This is a genomic window from Ollibium composti (assembly GCF_004801285.1).
GTDB lineage: Bacteria > Pseudomonadota > Alphaproteobacteria > Rhizobiales > Rhizobiaceae > Mesorhizobium > Mesorhizobium composti.
In genome coordinates, this window is sequence record NZ_SSNY01000002.1 from 41,924 (window position 1) to 62,816 (window position 20,893).

The window sequence follows — 20,893 nt, forward strand, 5'->3', positions numbered from 1 at the left end:
AGCTTGGTTCGACAGTCGCATTTCCCGGAAAAACCGCAATCAGACAGCAGCGATCCGGCAAAATCAGTATACAGTTTACGACGGCGAGGCGGAAGCGAACATCGGGCCGCCCTTGTAGGCCGGGAAACCATAGCCGTTGATCATCACGAGGTCGATGTCGGAGGCGCGTGCCGCGATGCCTTCGGCCAGCAGGGCACTTCCTTCGTCGGCCATGGCCTTCAGCAGGCGGGCGACGATCTCCTCGGACGAGAACCGGCGCGGCACGATTCCCTTGGCGGCGCGGGCGGTCTCGATCAGCGCGGTCACTTGCGGGTCGACGGCACGATGGCCGCTCGAATAGTCGTACCAGCCGCGCCCGCTCTTGCGGCCGAAGCGACCGGCCTCGCACAGCCGGTCGGGAATTTCGACATAGCGTTCCTTCGGGTCGCGCATCGCCGCCTGCCGCTTGCGTTTTGCCCAGGCGATCTCCAGTCCGGCCATGTCGTTGACGGTGAAGATGCCCATCGGGAAACCCCAGGCTTCCAGCGCCGCGTCGACCTCCTGCGGTTCCGCCCCGTCCTCGACCATGAACTCCGCCTCGCGGCGATAGGCCGAATAGATGCGGTTGCCGATGAAGCCCTCGGTGACGCCGCAAACGATCGGCAGCTTGCCGAGCTTCTTCGCGAAGGCCAGCGCAGTCGCCAGCACGTCCGGCGCGGTGGCCTTGCAGTCCACCACTTCGGTGAGCCGCATGATGTTGGCCGGCGAGAAGAAATGCAGGCCGACGACGCGCTCGGGATGCGCCGTCGTGGCCGCGATCTCGTCCGGATTGAGGTAGCTGGTGTTGGTGGCGAGGATGGCGTCCGCCCTGACGATGCCGTCGAGTTTGCGGAACAGGTCGGTCTTCACCGTCAGGTCGTCGAACACCGCCTCGATGACGAGATCGGCCGGGGTCAGTTCGGCGGCGTCGGCAACGACCGTCAGCCGGGCGAGGCTTTCGTCGCGCGACGCGGCGGACAGACGGCCGGATTCCACCGCCTTGTCGAGCATGCCGGCGATGCGATTGCGGCCGGCGGCGGCGGCTTCCGCCGTCTGCTCGACGCCGACGACGCGATAGCCGGCTGTTAGCGTGGCGACCGCGATGCCGGCGCCCATCAGGCCGGTGCCGACGATGCCGACGATCTTCACCTCGCGTGGCGCCACGCCTTCGAGCTTGTCCAGCTTGCCGGCGGCGCGTTCGGCGAAGAAGACGTGGCGAAGTGCGGCTGCCTCACGTGAATCGCGCAGCCGGATGAACGTCGCGCGCTCCTCGGCAAGGCCGCCCTTGAGGCTCATCTCGGCCGCGGCCCTGACGAGGCGCACCGCTTCGCCCGGGGACGCCTGGCCGCGGGCCTTCGACAGGACCTTTTTCGTGGCGGCCTCGACGATTGCGACGTCCGCCACCGGGACGGTGAGGGCACCGGTGCGCCGCAGCGGCGTGCCGGCGACGGCGCGGGCAAGCTGCGCCGCCTCGGCAACGGGGTCGGCGGCGATCTTGTCGGCGAGGCCGAGCCGGGCGGCTTCCTCCGGTTTGACGCTGCGGCCCGTGCCGGTCATGTCGATCGCTGCCGGGATGCCGACAAGGCGCGGCAGGCGCTGTGTGCCGCCGGCGCCCGGCACGATGCCGAGCTTCACCTCCGGCAGGCCGAAGCTCGCTTTTTCACCGGGAATGCGGCCATGGCAAGCCAGCGCGACCTCGCAGCCGCCGCCGAGCGCTGCGCCGTTGACGGCGGCGATCACCGGCTTCGGAAAATTCTCGATACGGTCGAGAACGTCGGGCAAGTGGGGTTCGACCGGCGGCTTGCCGAATTCGCGGATGTCGGCGCCGCCGATGAAGATGCGGCCGGCGCCGGTGACGGCCACGCCGACGATATCGGCACTCGCTTCCGCATGATCCAGTGCGGCCATCAAGCCGTCGCGAACATCCGCCGAGAGCGCGTTGACGGGGGGATTGTCGATCGTCACGACGAGCACGCCGTCGCGAACGTCACCTGTCACCGTTTCCGAGAACCGTGCTGCAGCCATGGTGTCAGCCTGGCACTACAGCGGTGGCCTGGATTTCGATCTTGGCGCGGTCTTCGATCAGCGCCACCACCTGCACGGCGGCCATGGCCGGGAAATGCCGGCCGATCGTGTCGCGATAGGCTTGGCCGATGCCGCGCAGGTTGGCTGTGTATTCTTTCTTGTCGGTGAAATACCAGGTCATGGAAGTGATATGATGCGGCTCGGCGCCACCGGCCTTCAGCACCGCGACGATATTCTCCAGCGTCTGTCGCACCTGGCCGACGAAGTCGTCCGTTTCGAACTGGCACTGGCCGTTCCAGCCGATCTGGCCACCGACGAAGATCGTGCGCCCGGTTGCCGCGACACCGTTGGCGTAGCCGATCGGCTTGGCCCAGCCTTCGGGTTGCAGGAATTCAAGCATCGGTCGTCTCCAGGCTGATACGGACTGTCATGTTCCCTCTCCCTGTTTCGCCGCCTTCATCAGTTCGCGGCCGATGATCAGCTTCTGAACCTCGGTGGCGCCCTCGTAGATGCGCAACGCCCGGATCTCGCGATAGAGTTTTTCGGTGATCTCGCCGACGCGCACGCCGCGCCCGCCGAACATCTGCACCGCCTGGTCGATGACCCACTGTGCGTTCTCGGTCGCCGTCAGCTTGGCCATTGCGGCCTCGCGGGTGATCGGCAATTTCTGCACGTCGCGCCGCCAGGCGACGCGGGCGATGAGCAGGGCGGCCGCATCTATTGCGGTGGCCATGTCGCCCAGCGTGCTTTGCGCCGTCGGCAGGTCGGCCAGCGTGGCGCCGAACATTTTTCGCGAGCGGGCGTGCGCGACCGCTTCGTCCAGCGCGCGACGGGCGAAGCCGAGCGCCGCCGCCGCAACCGACGGGCGGAAGATGTCCAGCGTGCGCATGGCGATCTTGAAGCCTTCGCCCGGTGTCCCGAGAAGCTGCGAGGCCGGAATGCGGCAATTGTCGAAGCGGATACGCGTCAGCGGATGCGGCGCGATCGTCTCGATGCGCTCGGCAATGGAAAAACCCGGCGTGTCGGCGAAGACAACGAAGGCGGAAATGCCGCGCGTGCCCGGCGCCTCGCCCGTGCGGGCGAAGACCGTATAGACGTCGGCGATGCCGCCGTTGGAGATGAAGATTTTTTCGCCGTCGAGCACGTAGGCGTCGCCGTCGCGGCGCGCGGCGGTGCTCATGGCGGCCACGTCGGAACCGGCCTCCGGCTCGGTCAGCGCGAAGGCCGAGATCAGCTCGCCGGCAGCGATCTTCGGCAGGATGCGATGTTTCAATTCCTCCGAGCCGGACAGGCTGATGGCGCCGGTACCCAGCCCCTGCATGGCGAAGGCGAAGTCGGCCAGCCCGTCGGCATAGGCCAGCGTCTCGCGCGTCAGGCAGAGCGCGCGGCTGTCGATGACTTCGGAAGCGCCGCCATAGGCGGCCGGCACGCAGGCCTTCAGAAAGCCGCCAGCGCCAAGCGCCTTCACCAGTTTCTTGCAAGCGCCGTCGGCGTCGGCATGGTCGATGCTGCCCAGCCCGCCCTTGGCGATGAAGGCGTCCAAGTCGGCCGCCAGAGCCCGGTGGCGATCCCCGAAAAACGGCCAGTCGAGAGCATCGCGGCTCCGCGGTCCGGCGGTCGCGGCATGTCCAGCCATGGCTCAGTTCCCCTCGAAGGCGGGCTTCGCCTTGGCGGCGAAAGCCTCGAAGGCGCGGCGGAAGTCGCCGGTGGCCATGCAGATCGCCTGCGCCTGCGCTTCCGATTCGATGAGCTGGTCGATGCCCATCGCCCATTCCTGGTCGAGCATCTTCTTGGTCATGGCATGGGCGAACCACGGGCCGTCGGTAAGCATGCGGGCGAATTTCTGCGCGGCGGGCAGCAGCGCGTCGCGCTCATGCAGGGCGTTGTGGAAGCCCCAGGCAAGGCCTTCCTGCGCACTCATCACCCGGCCGGTGAACAGAAGTTCGGCGGCGCGGCCCTGGCCGATGATGCGCGGAAGGATGCCGCAGGCGCCCATGTCGGCGCCGGCAAGCCCGACCCGGGTGAACAGGAAGGCGGTCTTCGCCTCCGGCGTGGCGAGGCGGTGATCGGAAGCCATGGCGATGATGGCGCCGGCGCCGACGCAGATGCCGTCGATCGCCGAGATGATCGGCTGCGGGCAGGCCCGCATCTGCCGCACAAGGTCGCCGGTCAGCCGGGTGAAATCGATCAGGTCCGGCATCGTCATCTTGGTCAGCGGCTCGATGATCTCGAACACGTCGCCGCCGGAGCAGAAATTGCCGCCGGCGCCGGTTATCACGATGGCGCGCACGTCGCTCGCCCTATGCAGCGAACGGAACAGGTTGCCCAGTTCCTCGTAGCTCTCGAAGGTCAGCGGGTTCTTCTTCTCTGGCCGGTCGAGCGTGATGGTGGCCACGCGCCCGTCTTCGTCCGTCTCGAAGCGGAAATGTTTCGGCGCGTAATCCTTGAACGGATGGCGCTTGGCCTGCATCGGATTGGTCATTCGCGCGGAATCCCTTGTCGTGGCGGCAGCCGGTCGCCGGCCGCGCCTGTTTCAGTCGTTTGCTGAAGGCGGCAGGAAGTCGACGTCGTGAGCGGCCGAGAGCCGCACCACTTCCTCGACGTCGGTCAGGTTGTGCAGTCCTTCGAAAAGGGCCTTGAGCCTGCCGGCCGGCGCGACCCAGAACAGCGCCTTCACCGGCCTGTCGGACTTGTTGAAATAGCCGTGCGGAATGCCGCGCGGCATGCGCACCAGGTCGCCGGCCCTGGCGGTGAACCATTGGCCGTCGAGTTTCAATTCCAACTGCCCTTCCTGCACGAGGATGAATTCGTCCTGTGTCGGATGGATGTGGACGGGCACGAACTGGCCCGGCTCGCTGTTGGTTTCAAAGGCAAAGGCGGAGTCCGAAACCGCCTTGGGGAAATAGCGCTGCCCGAGAATGTTCCATTCCGTACCTTCGAAGCCGGCGCCGTTCTGCGTGATGCCTTTTTCCAATTCGCCTTTTTGTCCAGCCATGGCGTCCTCCCGTTTCAGCCTGCCATCACTTCACCACCGGCCACCACGATCGCCTGGCCGGTTATCGCACCTGCTCCCTCCGAAGCGAGCCAGAGCACCGTGTCGGCCACTTCCTTGGGGCTGACGAGGCGGCCCTGCGGGTTGGCCTTGGCAAGTGCGGCGCGCGCCTCGTCGGCGCCGCGACCGGTCTTGGCGGTAATGGTTTCCACCGCGCCGTCGAGCAGCGGCGTGTCGGTGAAACCGGGGCAGACGGCGTTGACGGTGATGTCCGTGCGCGCCAGCTCCAGTGCCAGCGCCCGCGTGAGGCCGACGACGCCGTGCTTGGAGGCGCAGTAGGCGGAGACATAGGCATAGCCGGTCAGGCCGGCGGTGCTGGCGACGTTTACGATGCGGCCCCTGCCGGCGCGGCGCACCGAGGCGAGCGCCGCCTGCGTGACCAGATAGGTGCCGGTGAGGTTGATGCCGATCACCCGGTTCCAGAAGGCCGGATCGGTTTTCTCGAATGGCGCGGACGGCGCCTCGCCGGCGGAGTTCACCAGCACGGCGATGTCGCCGAAACGGTCGATAGCCTTGGCGACGCCGGTCTCCACCGAGGCGGCATCGGTCACGTCGAAGCCGGCGAGAACGATCGCCTTGCCGCCCGCGGCCTCGATTTCTGCGCGCACGGCTTCCAGCGGCGCGGCGCGGCGGCCGGCCAGGCTGACGGCGTGGCCGCGCCCAGCCAGCGAAAGCGCGATCGCCCGGCCGATACCGCTGCCGGCACCGGTGACGAGTGCGTGGCGCGCCTTCCCGCTCATGCCTTGCCCGCCGGTGGAGCGGCTGCAACCGCAGCGGCGCGAGCCAACCCTGTCTCGTATTGCACGCGGCCCTGGTAGTACTGCTTCGGCCAGACCTGTCCGGCATAGCCGACCTTCGCCGCCTCATGCAGCACGAAGGCCGGGTCGGCCAGATGCGGGCGGGCGATGGCGCAGAGATCGGCGCGGCCGGCGGCGATGACCGAATTGGCGTGGTCGGCCTCGGAGATGGCGCCGACGGCGATGGTCGGCACCTGGATTTCGTTGCGGATCTTGTCGGAGAACGGCGTCTGCCACATGCGGCCGTAGACCGGATGCTCGTCCTTCACCACCTGCCCGGCCGAGCAGTCGATGAGGTCGGCGCCCGCCTCCTTGAACATCTGCGCGAAGACCGCCGCGTCCTCCGGCGTGTTGCCGCCCTCGTGCCAGTCGTTGGTGGAGAGCCTCACCGAGATCGGCTTGTCGGCCGGCCACACGGCGCGGATGGCACGGAACACTTCCAGCGGATAGCGGGCGCGGTTCTCGTGGCTGCCGCCATATTCGTCGTCGCGCGTGTTGGTCAGCGGCGACAAAAAGGCGGACAGAAGGTAGCCGTGCGCGCAATGCAGTTCGAGTATGTCGAAGCCGACCTCGTCGGACCACTTGGCGGCGCGCACGAAATCCGCGGTGATGCGGTCCATGTCCTCGCGTGACGCTGCGCGCGGCACGACCGAATGCGGCAGATAGGGGATGGCCGAGGCCGAGACGAGTGGCCAGCCGCCGTGCTCGACCGGCTGGTCGGTGCCTTCCCAGGCCACTTTGGTGGCGCCCTTGCGGCCGGCATGGCCGAGCTGCATGCCGATCTTCGCCGGCGTCTTCTCGTGCACGAAAGCGACCATGCGGCGGAAGGCTTCCTTCTGCTCCTCGTTCCACAGGCCGAGACAGCCCGGTGTGATGCGGGCATCCGGGGACACGCAGGTCATTTCCGGGAAGACCAGTGCGGCGCCGCCCATGGCGCGGGCGCCGATATGGACGAGATGGAAATCGTCCGGCACGCCGTCGGTCGCCGAATACATCGCCATCGGCGACATGACGATGCGGTTGGCGAGCTTCAGGCCGCGGACCGTATACGGTGTGAACATCGGCGGCACCGGATGACCGTTCGGCGAGGCGGGGGCACCGGCGCGCTCCGCGAACCAGCGCTCGTAACCCTCCAGCCAGACGGGATCGCGCAGGCGCAGATTCTCGTGGCTGATGCGCTGCGAGCGCGTCAGCATGGAATACATGAACTGCTCCGGTTCCAGCGTGTCGGCATAGCGGTGTCCGACCACCTCGAACCATTCCATGGCGTTGCGCGCCGCGTTCTGGATGCGGGCGACGTCGACGCGGCGCACTTCTTCGTAAGCCTCCAACACCGCCGGGATGTTTTCGCGCCCGTGGCCGATCCGATTGAACTGGTTGGTCAGCTCGATCGCATCGTCGATGGCGAGCTTGGTGCCCGAGCCGATGGCGAAATGCGCGGTATGGGCGCTATCGCCCATCAACACGACATGGCTGTTGCCGTTGAAATGGCTCCATTTCTCGCAGATCAGCCGGCCGAAATTCAGCCAGGCCGAGCCGCGCAGATGGCGCGCATTGCTCATCAGCGAATGGCCGTCGAGGGTATCGGCGAACAGCTTTTCGCAGAACGCGATGGACTGGTCCTGGTCCATCTTGTCGATGCCGTGCGCCTTGAACACTTCGTCGGTGGTCTCGACGATGAAGGTCGAGGTCTTGTCGTCGAAGCGGTAGATGTGCGCCTGGAACCAGCCGTGCTCGGTCCGCTGGAAGTCGAAGGTGAAGGCGTCGAAGCGCTTCTCGGTGCCGAGCCAGATGAAGCGGTTCGGCCGCACCAGCATGTCGGGCTTGAAGATCTCGGCGTATTTCGCCCGCGTGCGGGAATTGACCCCGTCCGAGGAGATGATGAGGTCGGCCTCGGGGAATTCGCCGTCGTCCTGCACCTCGCGCTCGAACACTAGCTCGACGCCGAGTTCGAGGCAGCGCTCCTGCAGGATGTTGAGCATCTTCTTGCGGCCGATGCCGACGAAGCCGTGGCCGGTGGTGCGGATCTTGCGGCCCTTGAAGATCAGCTCGATGTCGTCCCAGTGGTTGAAGGCGTCCTCGATGGTCGCCGCCGTTTCCGGGTCCCACTGGCGCATCGACTGCATGGTGGCGTCCGAGAACACCACGCCCCAGCCGAAGGTGTCGAAAGGCCGGTTGCGCTCCACCACGGTGACGTGATGGGCCGGGTTCTGCTTCTTCATCAGCAGGGCGAAGTAGAGACCTGCCGGCCCGCCACCGATGCAGACAATGCGCATGCCGTCCTCCGTATCGCACCTTCGTGGACGGCTTGTCGCCCGCCCCTGTCGTCGCAGAATGGCCCCGTTCCAAAAAAACTTCAAGCTTAAAGTTATTTGCGGCGGGAATCTTTGCGGATGGCCTGTCGCAGGAAGAAGGAGGAGCGTCCGGTGCGGTCAGCCGTTCTTGCCGAGGGCGGCGACGATCGAATGTTTCAGCTCACCGAGCTGGTCGAGCAGCGCCAGTTCATCTTTCGCCGTCACCTTGCCGAACAGCTCCGATATCCATTCTGCATGGGCATCGGCCATCTTCTTGAAGGCCGCGCGGCCGAACGGCGTCAGCGCGATGATCTGCACGCGCCGGTCGGCGGGCGAGGTGGTGCGGCTGATATGGCCGCTTTCGACGAGGCGCTCGACCAGCGCGGTGATGTTGCCGGGCGAGACCATCATGCGCTTCGAAAGCTCGCCCAGCACCATGCCGTTCCTGGCGCGCTCCAGCTGCGCCATTAGGTCGAAGCGGGGCAGGGTTGAATCGAATTCCTCGCGCAGCCGCCGCCTGATCTCCGTTTCGACCAGCGTCGAGCAGGTGAGAAGGCGCAGCCACAGCCTGAGTTCCGTGCCGTGGTCGTGTGGCGCTTCCAGCACCTTGGTCTCGCCGTCCAGCCATGTCGGGGCGGCGGTGCCTCGTTCGTCTGTCTTCGGTTCGCTCAAATCCCGATCCTTGGCCCAACGGGGTCGATTCTCGGCGCTTGTTGTAGTGCCGTTTGACCGGCAGGGGCAAGCGCGCAGCATATCGCCCAGCCGCATCGGTTCGCCTTGCCGATTTTCGTTGAACGGCCCGTTCTCCCGGCCGGCCCGGTGTCAATCCTGGGAGCGGGGCCTGGGAGCGGGGCGCTTGACGCTATAATGTTTCAAACATAAACTGTATACTGTCGACGTAGCTGGTATGCGCCGGGAGGAGGCAATGGGCGGACTTGTCTTCGACGCGCTGCACCGTGCGCCGCCCCTTGCCGAGCAGGTTTACGGCATGGTCCGGCATCGCGTCAGGTCCGGCACGCTGCAGCCGGGCGAGCGCTTGGCCGACGGTCCGCTTGCCAGGACACTCGGCGTATCGCGAAGCCCCGTGCGCGAGGCGCTGGCGCGGCTGGTCGCCGAGGGGCTGCTGGAAAGCGGCGACGGCGGCGTACAGGTTCCGGTGCCGACCGTTACCGCCATGGAAGAGATCTGCGACATCCGCAGGCTGATCGAACCGCCTGCGGCGCAGCGCGCCGCCCGCCGCATGAACGAACCGGCGCGGTGCGCCCTGGAAGCAGCGGTCGAGGCCGCCCGGCTGGCCGACGCTGCCGGCGACGTGGCAGGCTTCCTTGAGGCGAATTACGTCTTCCGCTCGGTCTGGGTCGGACGTCTCGACAATCGCCGCCTGCGCGAGACGATCTTCCGCTTCGACGATCAGGCCGGCGCCGTGCGCCGCATGACGCTTGCCCTTCCCGTCGCACGCAAGGAGGCTTTGGCGATGCTCGAAGAGGGGCTGCGGGCTTTCCGCGAGGCGGACGGTGCGGCAGCCGAACGTTTCGCGCGGCGCTTCATCGACGGTGCGGGACACCATTTTCGTCAAATTGCTGCCGCCGGCAATTCCGGTCAACCGGCCGTCCAGCACGGCCCACTCCAAGGGGTTTGAAATGACTTCTGTCGTCGCGCATCCGATGCACGGACCCAACAAGTTCAAGATCGGCGTCTTTTCGCTGAACGCCGATGGCGGGCTGACGCTGACCACGGTGCCCGAGCGCTGGCCGGCGCTGTGGAACGAGATCGTCGACGTGGCCCGCATGGCCGACGAGGCGGGCCTGGAGTTCATCCTGCCGATCGCCCGCTGGAAGGGTTTCGGCGGCGAGATGAACAGCCGCGAATGGTCCTACGAAACGCTGACCTTCGCCGCCGCCCTTGCCGGCGTGACGAAACGCATCGCGCTGTTTTCCACCGTCCATGTGCCGATGATCAGCCCGATCTTCGTCGCCAAGGCGCTGTCGACCATCGACCATGCCTCGAACGGCCGGGCCGGCCTGAACGTGGTCTGCGGCTGGAACCCGGACGAGTTCGCCATGTTCGGCCTGGAACTGATCAAGGACCGCTACGAGCAGGGGCTCGAATGGTTCGACGTCATCAGCAAGATCTACACCGCGACCGAGCCGTTCGACTTCGACGGCCGCTTCTACAAGCTGAAAGGCGTTTCGGGCCTGCCGCGCCCGCTGCAGCAGCCGCGCCCGGTCATCCTCAACGCCGCCTTCTCGCCGCCCGGCCGCGACTTCGCCGCCAAGGCCGCCGACTATCTGTTCACCACCTTCGTCGAGATCGAGGGCGGCCGCGAGCCGATCGAGGATATCCGCAAGCGCGCCGCCGAACAGGGGCGCGACGTCGGCGTCTACACCACCTGCCATGTCGTGTGCCGTCCGAGCCAGGCCGAGGCAGAGGATTATTACGAGCTCTACGCTCAGACCATGGCCGACCATGTCAGCGTCGACCGCTACATGGGAGCGAAGGAGAAGTTCTCCTCCTCGCACGAGGCGGACGCCTACCGCCTGCATCGCAAGCGTTTCGCCGGCGGCGGCGGCACCTATCCGCTGATCGGCACGCCGCGCCATATCGCCGACGAGATGATCCGCATGAGCGAGGTGGGCTTTGCCGGCACCACCGTTTCCTTCGTCAATTTCAAGAACGAGCTGCCCTATTTCATCGAAAACGTGCTGCCGCTGCTCCGCGAAGCCGGCCTCAGGGTGGCCTGACATGACGGCAGCGGACGACACCTCGCTGCTGCACGGAGGCGATCCCTCGGCGGACCTGTCCTCCTTCCGCCAGGCGCTCGGGCAATTCGCCACGGGGGTGACAGTGGTTGCGGCCGATGGCGAAACAGGTCCCTTCGCCGTCACCGCCAACTCGTTCCAGTCCGTCTCGCTGGAGCCGCCGCTCGTCCTGTGGTCGCTCAGGCGCCAGTCCAGCAAGATCGCGTCCTTTCTCCAGGCCGACCATTTCGCCGTCAACGTGCTGGCGGCGAGCCAGACAGAGCTTGCCGGCCACTTCGCCCGCTCGGGTGGCGACAAGTTCGCCGCTTGCGAGTGGACGCGAGGACTCCATGGCGTCCCGCTGCTTGCCGGTGTCGCGGCGCATTTCGAATGCGCCAAGGTGGCTGAGCATGATGGCGGCGACCATGTCGTCTTCATTGGCAAGGTCGAGCGCTACGCCTGCTTCGACCGCAGCGGACTGATCTTCGCGCAGGGCCGCTATGCGCTTGCCATCAGTCATCCAGGCCGCCCGTCCGATCTGCAGATCGACGGCCATCCGCGCGACGACTTCTTCCTGCCGTTGCTGGCCAGGGCCTATGCCTATCTCGCCGGCGCCTTTTCCGAGCACCACAGCGCCGAGGGCGTCACCACCGCCGAGTCACGCGTGCTCGCTTTTCTGGCGACCGGGTCGGGTGCATCGGCCGAGGCGATAGCCGCGCGCACCTTCCTTGGTGAGAACACCGTGCAGGACGCGCTGGCCAAGCTGATCGCCGGCGGCCATGTCGCGCCGCGCCCGCCGGGCGCCCTCGTCATCACCGAGAGCGGGCTTGCCCTGCTCGGCCGCATCACCGCCCGCGCGCGCGCCTTCGAAGCCGAGAAGCTGGCCGACTTGCCGCCCGAGGATGTGGCGGCGACCCGCCGCGTCCTGCGCGAGCTTGCCGCGCGCGGCGGTGGCTGACGATCCAGTCCATCGAATCTGTATACGGATATAAGGAAGAGAGATCGCCGCTTTCCTTGATTTTGCCAGCAGGACCGCCGAAATTTTAGCCGCCTCGTGCGAATCCTGTATGGATGCGCTATTGGTCCTTGGATGCGAGACCTAATTTCGTATACTGAAGTCAGATTTATATGGGCTGGACGATGAGAACCGATTCGACCCTTTCCCCCACCGTGGACCGCTCGGAAAGCCTGCGCCACCAGATCTACAACGACCTGCGCGAGAAGCTCAGGCACGGCCAGATCGGTCCCGACGACCGGCTGATCGACGTCAAGATCGCCAAGTCGCTCGGCATATCGCGCATGCCGGTGCGCGAGGCGCTGCTGCAACTCATCAGCGAGGGCCATCTGGTCGGCACCACGCGCGGCTTCGCCATCCCGCAACTGACCCCTCAGGACATCCGCGACATCTTCGAAGTCCGCAAGCTGCTGGAGCCGCGGGCAGCCGCCAGTGCCGCGCGCGACATCGATGCCGAGGGTCTGGCTGCGCTGCGCGAGGCGCTTGATCGCGCCGTCGCCGCCGTCGCCAACAGCGACGTCGAGGAACTGGTTGCCGCCAACGTCGTCTTTCGCCGGACCTGGCTCGACGCCAACCGCAACAGGCGGCTGGCCGAGACGATCTCGCGCTTCGCCGACCAGGCCCACATCGTGCGCGACGAGACGCTCATGGATGCGGACACGCGCGTGATCGTCCGCGACGGGCTGGCCGGCCTCTACGATGCCTTTAGCCGGCGCGACGCGCTTGCCGCGCAGGATCGCATGGCTGCCTTCATCGGCGAGGCCGAGAAAAGCTATTTCCACAGCCTGGAAGCCAAGGTGGGGGATAGCGGGGCGGGCGATGACGAAGCCGGCTCCGGAAAATCGTAGATGAACGAGGAAAGAACTCCCCGATGATGAAACTGGATGGCCCATTCCTGCGCGAGCGCCTGCGCGAGGGCGGCGGGCTGGGTGTCTTCTGGTCTGTCCTCGGCTCGTCGGCGCTGGTCGAGGTGGCGGTCGAGGCCGCGCCCGATGCCGTCGTCCTCGACGCCCAGCACGGATTGTGGAGCCGCCAGGCGATCGAGCATGTCGTCGGCACGGTCGGCTGGAAGAAGCCCGTGCTGGTGCGCACGGTGGATGGCACGTCGCGGTCGCTGGGCGAAGCGCTCGACGCCGGCGCCGAAGGCGTCATCGCGCCGCTGGTCGAAACCGCCGGGCAGGCGGCGGCGATCGTGGCGGCGGCCCGCTTTCCGCCCGAGGGCGAGCGCTCGGGCGGCGGCGTGCGGCCGCTGAAGGGGAATTTCTCGGCTTACTATGAACAGGCCCGCAGCCGCACCGTCGTCGGCGTCATGATCGAGACGGTACGCGGGCTGGAGAACGCTGCCGAGATCGCCGCCGTGCCCGGACTGGATTTCGTCCTCGTGGGCACCGGCGACCTTGCGCTCTCGCTCGGCATTGCGCCTTCCGATCCGAAGCATGAGGCGGCCTGCCGTGCCGTCTTCGACGCCTGCAGGAAGGCGGCGACGCCCTGCGCGATCTTCACGCCGAATGCGACGGAGGCGGCGCGCCGCGTGACGCAAGGCTATGCGCTGACCGTCGCCGCCAACGACATCGACCTCGTCGGCGCCGGCTTGTCCGCCGCGATGGCCCGGTTCCGCGAGCCACGGTCCGCCTGATGCTGCTGCGTGTTTGACCGGGATCAGCCAGCAGGAACCCGAACGCGCCCGGCAGCCGTCGCCTTGGTGTGGGCGGCCTTCAGCCGGACCTTGAAGACGGCGCCGCCGTCGCGGCCACCCTCCACCCAGATGCGGCCGCCATGCTGCGCCACGATGCGCTGCGAGATGGCGAGGCCGAGGCCGGCGCCCTGCGGCTTGTCGCTCATCGTGTCGCCGAGCTGGCGGAAGCGCTCGAACACCACCTCCCGGTCCTCCGTGCGGATACCGGGCCCGTTGTCGGTCACCGAGAGCTCCAGGTGCTCGCCGGCCCGCCGCAGCGCGAGCAGCGCCTTGCCGCGACCGGGCGGCGAGAATTTGGCGGCGTTGCCGAGCAGGTTGATGACCACTTGTACCAGCCGGTCGTGGTCGCCGACGACGAAAGCGGGATCGGCGTCGATCTTGATGGCGAGCCTGACGCGGCTTTGGGCGAAGACCTGTTGCATGGAGGCGGCGGATTCACGCACCACGGCGGCCAGGTCGACGGAGGCCTTGTCGGCCGGCATCGATCCTGTCGCCTCGATCTTCGATAGGTCGAGCAACTGGTTGATCAGCCGCGTCAGCCGCTCGGATTCGGTGACGACGATGCGCAGGAAATCCAGCCGCTCGTCCGTCGGCAGGTCCGGATTGTCGCGCAGGATCTCCGAGAAGGCGCGGATCGACGCCAGGGGCGTCCTCAGTTCGTGATTGACGGTGACGACGAAGTCGTCCTTGAGCCGGTCGAGCACCTGCAGCCGCGCGTTGGCGGCCTTCAGTTCCGTCGTCGCCGCCTCCAGCGCCTGCGATTTCTCCTCCAGCTGCCGGTTGGCCTCGATGACGCGCGACGTCTCGTCGAGGATGCGCATCATCTCGTCGACGCCGAGCGATTCCTCCTCGACGATGGAGCCGACCAGCACGCGCGCCGAAGCCGCGCCGATCACGCCGGCCAGCAGCCTTTCGTAGAACAGCACAGTTTCGGCGTCCGCCTGCACGGCGGTCGCCGGGTCGACGCCGCGCGTGCGGGCGAAGCTGGCGTAGGCGGCCACCGCCTTCTCGCGGCCGAGAAAGCGCGCGGTCAGCGACATCAGGTCGGGGACCAGCGCCGTGCGCCGCCAGAAGCGGGCTTCCTCGTCGGGATCGGCGACGCCGAGGAACATCGCCGCACGCGCCCGCTCGACCGGGCTCTGGCGCACGAACAGCGAGACGAAAAAGAAGGCGCCGATATTGGCGAGCATCGTCCAGAAGGTGCTGTGCGTCACCGGGTCCAGTCCCTCCAGCCCGAACAGCGCATAGGGCTTCAGCAATTCGATGCCGAACAGGCCGTGGGCGATGAATTCCTCGCCCAGTGCGCCCGAGCGCGAAAAGGAGGGGATGAGCAGCGTATAGAACCAGACGAGGAAGCCGGTGGTGATGCCGGCGAAGGCGCCGGCCTTGGAGGCGCCGCGCCAGAAAAGGCCGCCGAGGATGGCCGGGGCGAACTGCGCCACCGCCACGAACGACATCAGCCCGATCGAGACGAGGGCGAAGGGCGCGCTGTCGTGGCGCATGTAGAAATACCCCAGCGCCATCACCACGACCATCACCAGGCGCCGCACCCACAAAAGAAGCCGCGTCAGGTCCGGCTTGTTTTCCAGCCCGAGCGAGCGGATGCGCAGCAGCGCCGGCATCACCACGTCGTTGCACACCATCAGGCTGAGCGCCGTCGTCTCCACCACCACCATCGAGGCCGAGGCCGACAAGCCGCCGAGGAAGGCGATCAGCGCCAGTTCCGGATGGCCTGCCGCCAGCGGCAGCGACAGCACCAGGTTGTCGGGGTCGGTGTCGACCGGCAGCATGATGCGCCCGGCGATGGCGATCGGCAGGACGAACAGGTTAATCGCCAGCAGGTAGAGCGGGAACAGCCACAGGGCCCGGTCGAGATGGCGTTCGTCGGTGTTTTCGACCACCATGACCTGGAACTGGCGCGGCAGGCAGAAGATCGCCGCGAAAGCCAGAAACGTCATGGCGATCCAGTTGTAGCCGTAGTTGGCGGGAGCCTCCTGGAAGACGGCTTGGATGTCGGGAATGGTCGCGGCCTGCGAGAACAGGTCGCCGAAGCCGTTGAACAGGCCGTAGCCGACGAACAGGCCGATGGCGGTGAGGCAGACCAGCTTGAGCAGCGATTCCAGCGCCACGGCCACGACCATGCCGGGATGATGCTCGTCGGGGCTGATGGAGCGGCTACCGAACAGCATGGCGAAGATCGTCAGCACCACCGCCGCCCACAGGGCGCCGTCCGTCAGCATCGGCTCGCTCGCCGGCTGCGCCGGGCCGAAGCCGGCGCTCAGCGCCGAAAATCCGACGGAGATGGATTTGAGCTGCAGTGCGATATAGGGCACCAGTCCGATCACGGTGATGATGGTGACCAGGGCCGCCAGGCCACCGCTCTTGCCGAAGCGGGCGCCGATCAGGTCGGCGATGGAGGTGATGCGGTTGGCGTGGCTGATGCGCAGCATCCGGCGGATCATGATCGGGCCGAGGCAGAAGGCCAGCGTCGGTCCCAGATAGATCGGCAGGAAATCGAGCCCGGTCTGCGAAGCCTTGCCGACGCCGCCGTTGAAGGTCCAGGAACTGCAATAGACCGCCAGCGACAGCGTGTAGACGATGCTCGATCCGGTCAGCCGCGAAACGCGGCCCGAGCCGCGCTCCACCAGCCAGGCCACGGCGAACAGCAGCAAAAGGTAGGCGACGGCGACCGCGACGAGGATCGACTGGCTCATCGCGAGGCACTGTCCTTGTCGCGCTCGTTTGCCTGGCCGGGGCTGCCTTCGCTGATCAGGCCGATGACGGCGATGAGCAGGCCCCACACGCCGAAGAGATAGAGGTAGAGCGCCGGCCAGCCGAACAGCGTGCCGCCGACGAGATTCAGGATGGGGGGATTGAGCAGGATCGTGCCGGCTGCGAACAAACCCACCATGCGGTCCCGTCTTGCCGTTCGACGCAGCATCGGTCCGGGTGCTCCCTAGGGATTGGCGATGCCGGCGGCCGCGCGCGCTGCGTGCTGGCGGGTCGCCGGCCGCTCCTGCCCGCACGCCAGCACGGCCCGCACGCAGGCGACGACTTCGGCAATCGCGAAGGGCTTGGAGATGTAGGCGTCGGCGCCGAGGTCCATGCCGACACGCTGGTCGGCCTCGCCACCCTTGGCCGTGAGCATGACGATGCGGATGCCGTCGTAGCGCCGGTCGGCGCGCAGCTTGCGACAGATTTCGTAGCCATTGCCCTTCGGCATCATCAGGTCGAGCAGTATGACGTCGGGACGTTCGCCTTCGATTGCGGCCAGCGCCTGCTCGCCGTCGGCCGCTGTGCGCACGTTGTGACCCTCGCGCTGCATCAGGAAACGCAGCGCACGCGATATGCTCGCATCGTCGTCGGCAATCAGCACCGAAGCCGCCATGTTTCCTCCTCCCGCGGGAGATTTCTCCCTTGTTGGACCGCCGGCGCGGCCAGGTAAGATTTGTAGACCTCTTGTTTTTGGCTCACAAGCCTCACACAATCACCGTCAGCAAAGGGGCTGACGGCATGGCAAACAGCGCAGCGGTCGCGGATCCGGCCGAAGGCGCCGCTTTCGGCGACGGCTTTGCCTTGGCCGCCGCCCAGGCGCGTATTCTTGTCGTCGAGGACGATCGCGACGTCGCCGGCCTTGTCGGGCGCGAACTGCGCGCTCTCGGCCTCACCGTCGACGTCATCGGCTTCGCTGAGGACGCGTTGCTCGCCGCCCGCGACACCGACTATGCGCTGATGGTCGTCGACCTCGGCCTGCCGGACCGCGACGGGCTCGACCTTGTGCGCGAGATGCGCAAGCGCGCCATCGCCACACCGATCCTGATGATGACGGCGCGCAGCAAGGTCGAGGACAAGGTCAGCGGGTTGGCCAGCGGCGCCGACGACTATCTGGTGAAGCCCTTCGCGGTTCCGGAACTGAGGGCGCGCGTCACGGCGCTGCTGCGCCGCCCCTCCCCGCTGAAGGACAGCCGGCTTACCGTCGCCAACATCGTCGTCGATCGCGATGCGCTGGAGGCCGTCGTCGACGGCGCCAGCGTGCCGCTGACGCGCAAGCAGTTCCAGCTGCTCGAGCTTCTCGCCCGCCGCAAGAACCACATGACGCCGAAGCGGATGATCGAGGAGGCGCTTTACGGCTACAACGACGAGGTGTCCGGCAACGCCATTGAGGCGCATGTCTACAAGCTGCGCCAGACCTTGCGCGCCGCCGGCGCCGAGGCCGAGGTCGAGACGCGCCGGGGTATCGGCTATCGGCTGGTCGAGCGTCATCGCGCGGCCGCCCATGGCTGACGGACCGAGCGCGGCCGATCTTGCCTTACTCGATCCTGACGGCACGTTCGCGCTCCGGCTGGCCGAGGATCGCGCTACCCTCGCCAGGCTCGCAGGCGTTCTCGATGCGATGGAAACGGCGGGCGGGCAGCCCGACTGCCTCGCGGCCATCGAACTCGTCGCGCACCGCCTTGCCGGCGCTGCAGGCACGTTCGGCCATGCGGCGGTCAGTTCCGCTGCGCTCGATCTGGAAGACCAAGTCATCGCCTTGCGCAAGGGCGCCGACAATCGGCCGGCCGTGGCAGGTGGACTGGCCACACTTGTCGGCGCGCTCGATAACGCCATCGGTGCGGGACAGGGCAATTAAAAAATCAGTTTCAGATCAGCTTGACGTCAGGTTTTGCTCAGCTTGCTGCCGTTTACTGCAAACCGGATTCGGTGGAGGAGCTGAGCCGGCAGTGTTTTCGCGTTGGGCGCGCCGTGCGTCCGGGCGCGACTATGGCCGGGCGAATCGTCCTTCCCTGACAATCCCGGGTGTCGGCTGTGTGCCGGTCTGAAAAAAGGGAGGAGAATATATGTCTCGTAATCTGAAAAGCGGCTGGACGCGCCGCGAGGCGCTGAGGGCGAGCGCAGGCTTTGCCGGCGCAGCGATGCTGCCAGTCATGCCGACCGTGGTCTGGGCCGACGACAAGCCGGCGATCGGTACCTGGCCGGCGGGCAGCGAGGGCGATACGGTCAACGTCGCGGCGGCCGTGCCGCTGACGGGCAGCTATGCGGTGCAGGGTGCTGACGAACTCAAGGGCTGGGAACTGGCCGTCGAGCATATCAACACCGGCCACGAACTGATGAAGGCGATCGCGCCGAAGGTCGACAAGGGCCTGCTCGGCAAGCAGGTCAAGCTGCTCTCGGCCGACTCGGCCGCCAAGCCCAACAACGCGGTGCAGTCCGAGCAGACCTTCATCAACGACAACAAGATCGTCATGATGACCGGCTCGACCTCCTCGGCCGTCGCCGTCGCGCTCAACAAGTTCGCGCAGCGCGAGAAGATTCTCTATCTGGCCGGCATTTCCGGTTCCAACGACACCACCGGCAAGGACTGCGTGCGCTACGGCTTCCGCCAGAACTTCTTCGGCCAGACCGCCGCCGCCGCGATCGGCCCGGTGCTGCTCAAGCAGTTCGGTAAGGGCAAGAAGGCGGCGTTCATGACGCCGGACTACACCTACGGCCACACGGTGACCAAGTCGGTCAACGACTACCTGACCGCCAACGGCGGCTGGGAGATGGTCACCAACCAGGTGTCGCCGCTCGGCACCCAGGACTACAGCCAGTATCTCACCAACATCGCCAATTCCGGCGCCGAGTTCCTCATCAACGTCAACTGGGGCCGCGACGCGGTGCTGTCGACGCAGCAGGCCAAGCAGTTCGGCCTCCTGCCCAAGATGACGCTGGTCATCCCCTACCAGATTCCGTTCCTGGCCAAGGAAGTGGGACCGGACATCACCGAGGGCGTGTTCGCGGCGACCGATTTCTGGTGGACGCAGGAAGACCAGTATCCGCTGGCAAAGCAGTTCGTCGAAGCCTTCCAGGCCAAGTACGGCTACCGGCCGGAATGGGGCGCCGAGAACAGCTATGTCAGCTTCGCCCACTGGGCGCGCATGGTCTCCGAAGCGGGCAGCTTCTATCCGCCGGACGTCATCAAGCAGTACGAGAAGGGCGAGACGATTCCCTCGCTGCTCGGCGATGTCCACTACCGGCCCGAAGACCACCAGTGCATCCGCCCGGTCGTCATCGTCCGCGGCAAGGCCAAGAAGGACATGAAGAACGACGAGGATTTCTGGGAGGTTCTCGAAGTCGTTCCCGGCGAGGGCCTGATGCAGAAGCCCGACGAGTTCGGTTGCCAGCTCGGCGACTACACCTGATCGTCGAAACGTGCCTTCTCCGCGGCCAGCCGCGGAGAAGGGTCTTCCAGGGTCGCGGCCGGCGCGTGGACGCAGTGCCTCCGCCTCGTCACGGCTCGTCATAGTAAAGTCGCCGGATCGCCGGCCGCCCGCCACACCGGCGGGCGTGCCGGCATCCGACAGGATCATCATCAATCTTGGAACGGGCAGCGGCGTGATCAACTGGGCCAACTTCATATCGCAATGCTTCAACGGGCTGGTGACCGGCGCGCTTCTGGCCCTGATCTCTTCCGGCCTGACGATCATCTACGGTACGCTCGGCGTGCTGAACCTCGCCCATGGCGCGATGTTCATGCTGGGCGGCTATGCCGGCTGGGTGACCTACACCTACACGGATTCCTTCCTCGCCGCGGTCGTCGCGGGATCGCTGTTCGTCATGCTGGTGGGCGTGGTGATGGAACGGCTCGTCATCCGCCATTTCTATACGCGGCCGCATGAGGATCAGCTTCTCGTTACCTTCGGTCTCGGCATCGTCTTCGTCGAGACGGTGCGCTTTTTCTTCGGCAGCCTGTCGCAGACAGTACCGCCGCCCGGCCCGCTGGTCGGCATCACCGACCTCGGCTTCATGATCTATCCCACCTACCGCCTGGCCCTGCTCGGCATCGTCGCGGTGGCGCTGCTGACGCTCTATTTCGTGCTCTACAGGACGCGCATCGGCATGATCGTGCGCGCCGGCATCGAAGACTCGGTGATGGTCGATTCGCTCGGCATCAACGTCTACAAGGTGTTCATGCTGGTGTTCGGCATCGGCGCCATGGCGGCCGGCTTCGCCGGCATCGTCAACGCGCCGGTGGTGTCGATCGCACCCGACGTCGGCGAGGCGATCCTGGTGCAGACTTTCGTCGTCGTCGTCATCGGTGGTGTCGGTTCCTTCCCAGGCGCCGTCATCGGCGGCCTCATCGCCGGCGAGATCATCTCCATCACCACGATGTTCAACCCGGCCTATTCCCAGATCATGCTGTTCGTGGCGATGACGCTGGTGCTGGTGCTTCGCCCGCACGGGCTGCTCGGCCAGGCCGGCCGCGAGTAAGGGCGTT

The 20,893-nt window shown here is 66.5% G+C and carries 20 protein-coding genes; 9 read left to right on the plus strand and 11 right to left on the minus strand.

What is annotated here, in order from left to right; translation table 11 throughout:
* Window positions 1–75: 75 nt before the first annotated feature.
* The 8 genes from E6C48_RS03560 to E6C48_RS03595 all read right to left on the minus strand — a co-directional run bounded on the left by E6C48_RS03560 (window position 76) and on the right by E6C48_RS03595 (window position 8,858).
* On the minus strand, window positions 76–2,043 hold the full coding sequence (locus E6C48_RS03560) for a 3-hydroxyacyl-CoA dehydrogenase NAD-binding domain-containing protein (protein ID WP_136354112.1): 1,968 nt from the start codon (window positions 2,041–2,043) through the stop codon (window positions 76–78).
* 4 nt (window positions 2,044–2,047) lie between these two features.
* Window positions 2,048–2,443: a RidA family protein gene (locus E6C48_RS03565; RefSeq protein ID WP_136354114.1), complete on the minus strand. Its 396-nt coding sequence runs from the start codon at window positions 2,441–2,443 to the stop codon at window positions 2,048–2,050.
* A gap of 27 nt (window positions 2,444–2,470) precedes the next feature.
* Window positions 2,471–3,679 carry an acyl-CoA dehydrogenase family protein gene (locus E6C48_RS03570; protein ID WP_136354116.1) on the minus strand — a complete coding sequence of 403 codons (1,209 nt, stop codon included), beginning with the start codon at window positions 3,677–3,679 and terminating at the stop codon, window positions 2,471–2,473.
* Between the two features lie 3 nt (window positions 3,680–3,682).
* Window positions 3,683–4,525 (minus strand): enoyl-CoA hydratase family protein, encoded by an 843-nt coding sequence (locus tag E6C48_RS03575; protein WP_136354118.1) that lies wholly within the window; start codon window positions 4,523–4,525, stop codon window positions 3,683–3,685.
* 51 nt (window positions 4,526–4,576) lie between these two features.
* Complete coding sequence (locus tag E6C48_RS03580; protein WP_136354121.1) at window positions 4,577–5,038, minus strand: cupin domain-containing protein; 462 nt, start codon at window positions 5,036–5,038, stop codon at window positions 4,577–4,579.
* A 14-nt stretch (window positions 5,039–5,052) separates the two neighbouring features.
* Complete coding sequence (locus E6C48_RS03585; protein ID WP_136354123.1) at window positions 5,053–5,835, minus strand: SDR family NAD(P)-dependent oxidoreductase; 783 nt, start codon at window positions 5,833–5,835, stop codon at window positions 5,053–5,055.
* The gene (locus E6C48_RS03590; RefSeq protein WP_136354126.1) at window positions 5,832–8,168 is read right to left on the minus strand and encodes a bifunctional salicylyl-CoA 5-hydroxylase/oxidoreductase; all 2,337 of its coding nucleotides are present in this window, start codon (window positions 8,166–8,168) and stop codon (window positions 5,832–5,834) included. Before E6C48_RS03590 ends, E6C48_RS03585 begins: the two co-directional genes overlap by 4 nt.
* A 156-nt stretch (window positions 8,169–8,324) precedes the next feature.
* Window positions 8,325–8,858, minus strand: coding sequence for a MarR family winged helix-turn-helix transcriptional regulator (locus tag E6C48_RS03595; RefSeq protein WP_230978660.1), 534 nt, complete (start codon window positions 8,856–8,858; stop codon window positions 8,325–8,327).
* Between the two features lie 253 nt (window positions 8,859–9,111).
* Here E6C48_RS03595 and E6C48_RS03600 point away from each other — a divergent pair, with 253 nt between their 5' ends.
* From E6C48_RS03600 to E6C48_RS03620, 5 genes are all read left to right on the plus strand, one after another.
* Window positions 9,112–9,825 carry a GntR family transcriptional regulator gene (locus E6C48_RS03600; protein ID WP_168734440.1) on the plus strand — a complete coding sequence of 238 codons (714 nt, stop codon included), beginning with the start codon at window positions 9,112–9,114 and terminating at the stop codon, window positions 9,823–9,825.
* A gap of 1 nt (window position 9,826) precedes the next feature.
* On the plus strand, window positions 9,827–10,927 hold the full coding sequence (locus E6C48_RS03605; protein ID WP_136354130.1) for an LLM class flavin-dependent oxidoreductase: 1,101 nt from the start codon (window positions 9,827–9,829) through the stop codon (window positions 10,925–10,927).
* 1 nt (window position 10,928) lies between these two features.
* Window positions 10,929–11,882, plus strand: coding sequence for a flavin reductase (locus E6C48_RS03610; RefSeq protein WP_136354132.1), 954 nt, complete (start codon window positions 10,929–10,931; stop codon window positions 11,880–11,882).
* A gap of 182 nt (window positions 11,883–12,064) precedes the next feature.
* Complete coding sequence (locus E6C48_RS03615; RefSeq protein ID WP_168734441.1) at window positions 12,065–12,787, plus strand: GntR family transcriptional regulator; 723 nt, start codon at window positions 12,065–12,067, stop codon at window positions 12,785–12,787.
* 23 nt (window positions 12,788–12,810) lie between these two features.
* Window positions 12,811–13,575: an HpcH/HpaI aldolase family protein gene (locus tag E6C48_RS03620; RefSeq protein WP_136354136.1), complete on the plus strand. Its 765-nt coding sequence runs from the start codon at window positions 12,811–12,813 to the stop codon at window positions 13,573–13,575.
* 23 nt (window positions 13,576–13,598) lie between these two features.
* Here E6C48_RS03620 and E6C48_RS03625 read toward each other — a convergent pair whose 3' ends face one another.
* The 3 genes from E6C48_RS03625 to E6C48_RS03635 are packed head-to-tail and all read right to left on the minus strand — an operon-like array spanning window position 13,599 to window position 17,023.
* Window positions 13,599–16,349 (minus strand): sensor histidine kinase, encoded by a 2,751-nt coding sequence (locus E6C48_RS03625; protein ID WP_136354138.1) that lies wholly within the window; start codon window positions 16,347–16,349, stop codon window positions 13,599–13,601.
* Window positions 16,346–16,546: a hypothetical protein gene (locus E6C48_RS03630; RefSeq protein ID WP_206086432.1), complete on the minus strand. Its 201-nt coding sequence runs from the start codon at window positions 16,544–16,546 to the stop codon at window positions 16,346–16,348. The genes E6C48_RS03625 and E6C48_RS03630 overlap by 4 nt, the downstream gene beginning before the upstream one ends.
* A gap of 45 nt (window positions 16,547–16,591) precedes the next feature.
* Window positions 16,592–17,023, minus strand: a complete 432-nt coding sequence (locus E6C48_RS03635; protein ID WP_136354142.1) for a response regulator transcription factor — start codon at window positions 17,021–17,023, stop codon at window positions 16,592–16,594.
* Window positions 17,024–17,148: 125 nt separating this feature from the next.
* On the opposite strand from E6C48_RS03635, the gene E6C48_RS03640 reads away from it, so the two are divergent.
* The 4 genes from E6C48_RS03640 (at window position 17,149) to E6C48_RS03655 (ending at window position 20,886) form a co-directional block, all read left to right on the plus strand.
* A complete protein-coding gene (locus E6C48_RS03640; protein ID WP_136354144.1) occupies window positions 17,149–17,919 on the plus strand; it encodes a response regulator transcription factor in 771 nt (256 codons plus the stop codon).
* On the plus strand, window positions 17,912–18,265 hold the full coding sequence (locus E6C48_RS03645) for an Hpt domain-containing protein (protein ID WP_168734442.1): 354 nt from the start codon (window positions 17,912–17,914) through the stop codon (window positions 18,263–18,265). The genes E6C48_RS03640 and E6C48_RS03645 overlap by 8 nt, the downstream gene beginning before the upstream one ends.
* Before the next feature lie 208 nt (window positions 18,266–18,473).
* On the plus strand, window positions 18,474–19,817 hold the full coding sequence (locus tag E6C48_RS03650) for a substrate-binding protein (protein WP_136354148.1): 1,344 nt from the start codon (window positions 18,474–18,476) through the stop codon (window positions 19,815–19,817).
* A 193-nt stretch (window positions 19,818–20,010) separates the two neighbouring features.
* A complete protein-coding gene (locus tag E6C48_RS03655; protein ID WP_136354973.1) occupies window positions 20,011–20,886 on the plus strand; it encodes a branched-chain amino acid ABC transporter permease in 876 nt (291 codons plus the stop codon).
* The last annotated feature ends 7 nt before the right edge of the window (window positions 20,887–20,893 follow it).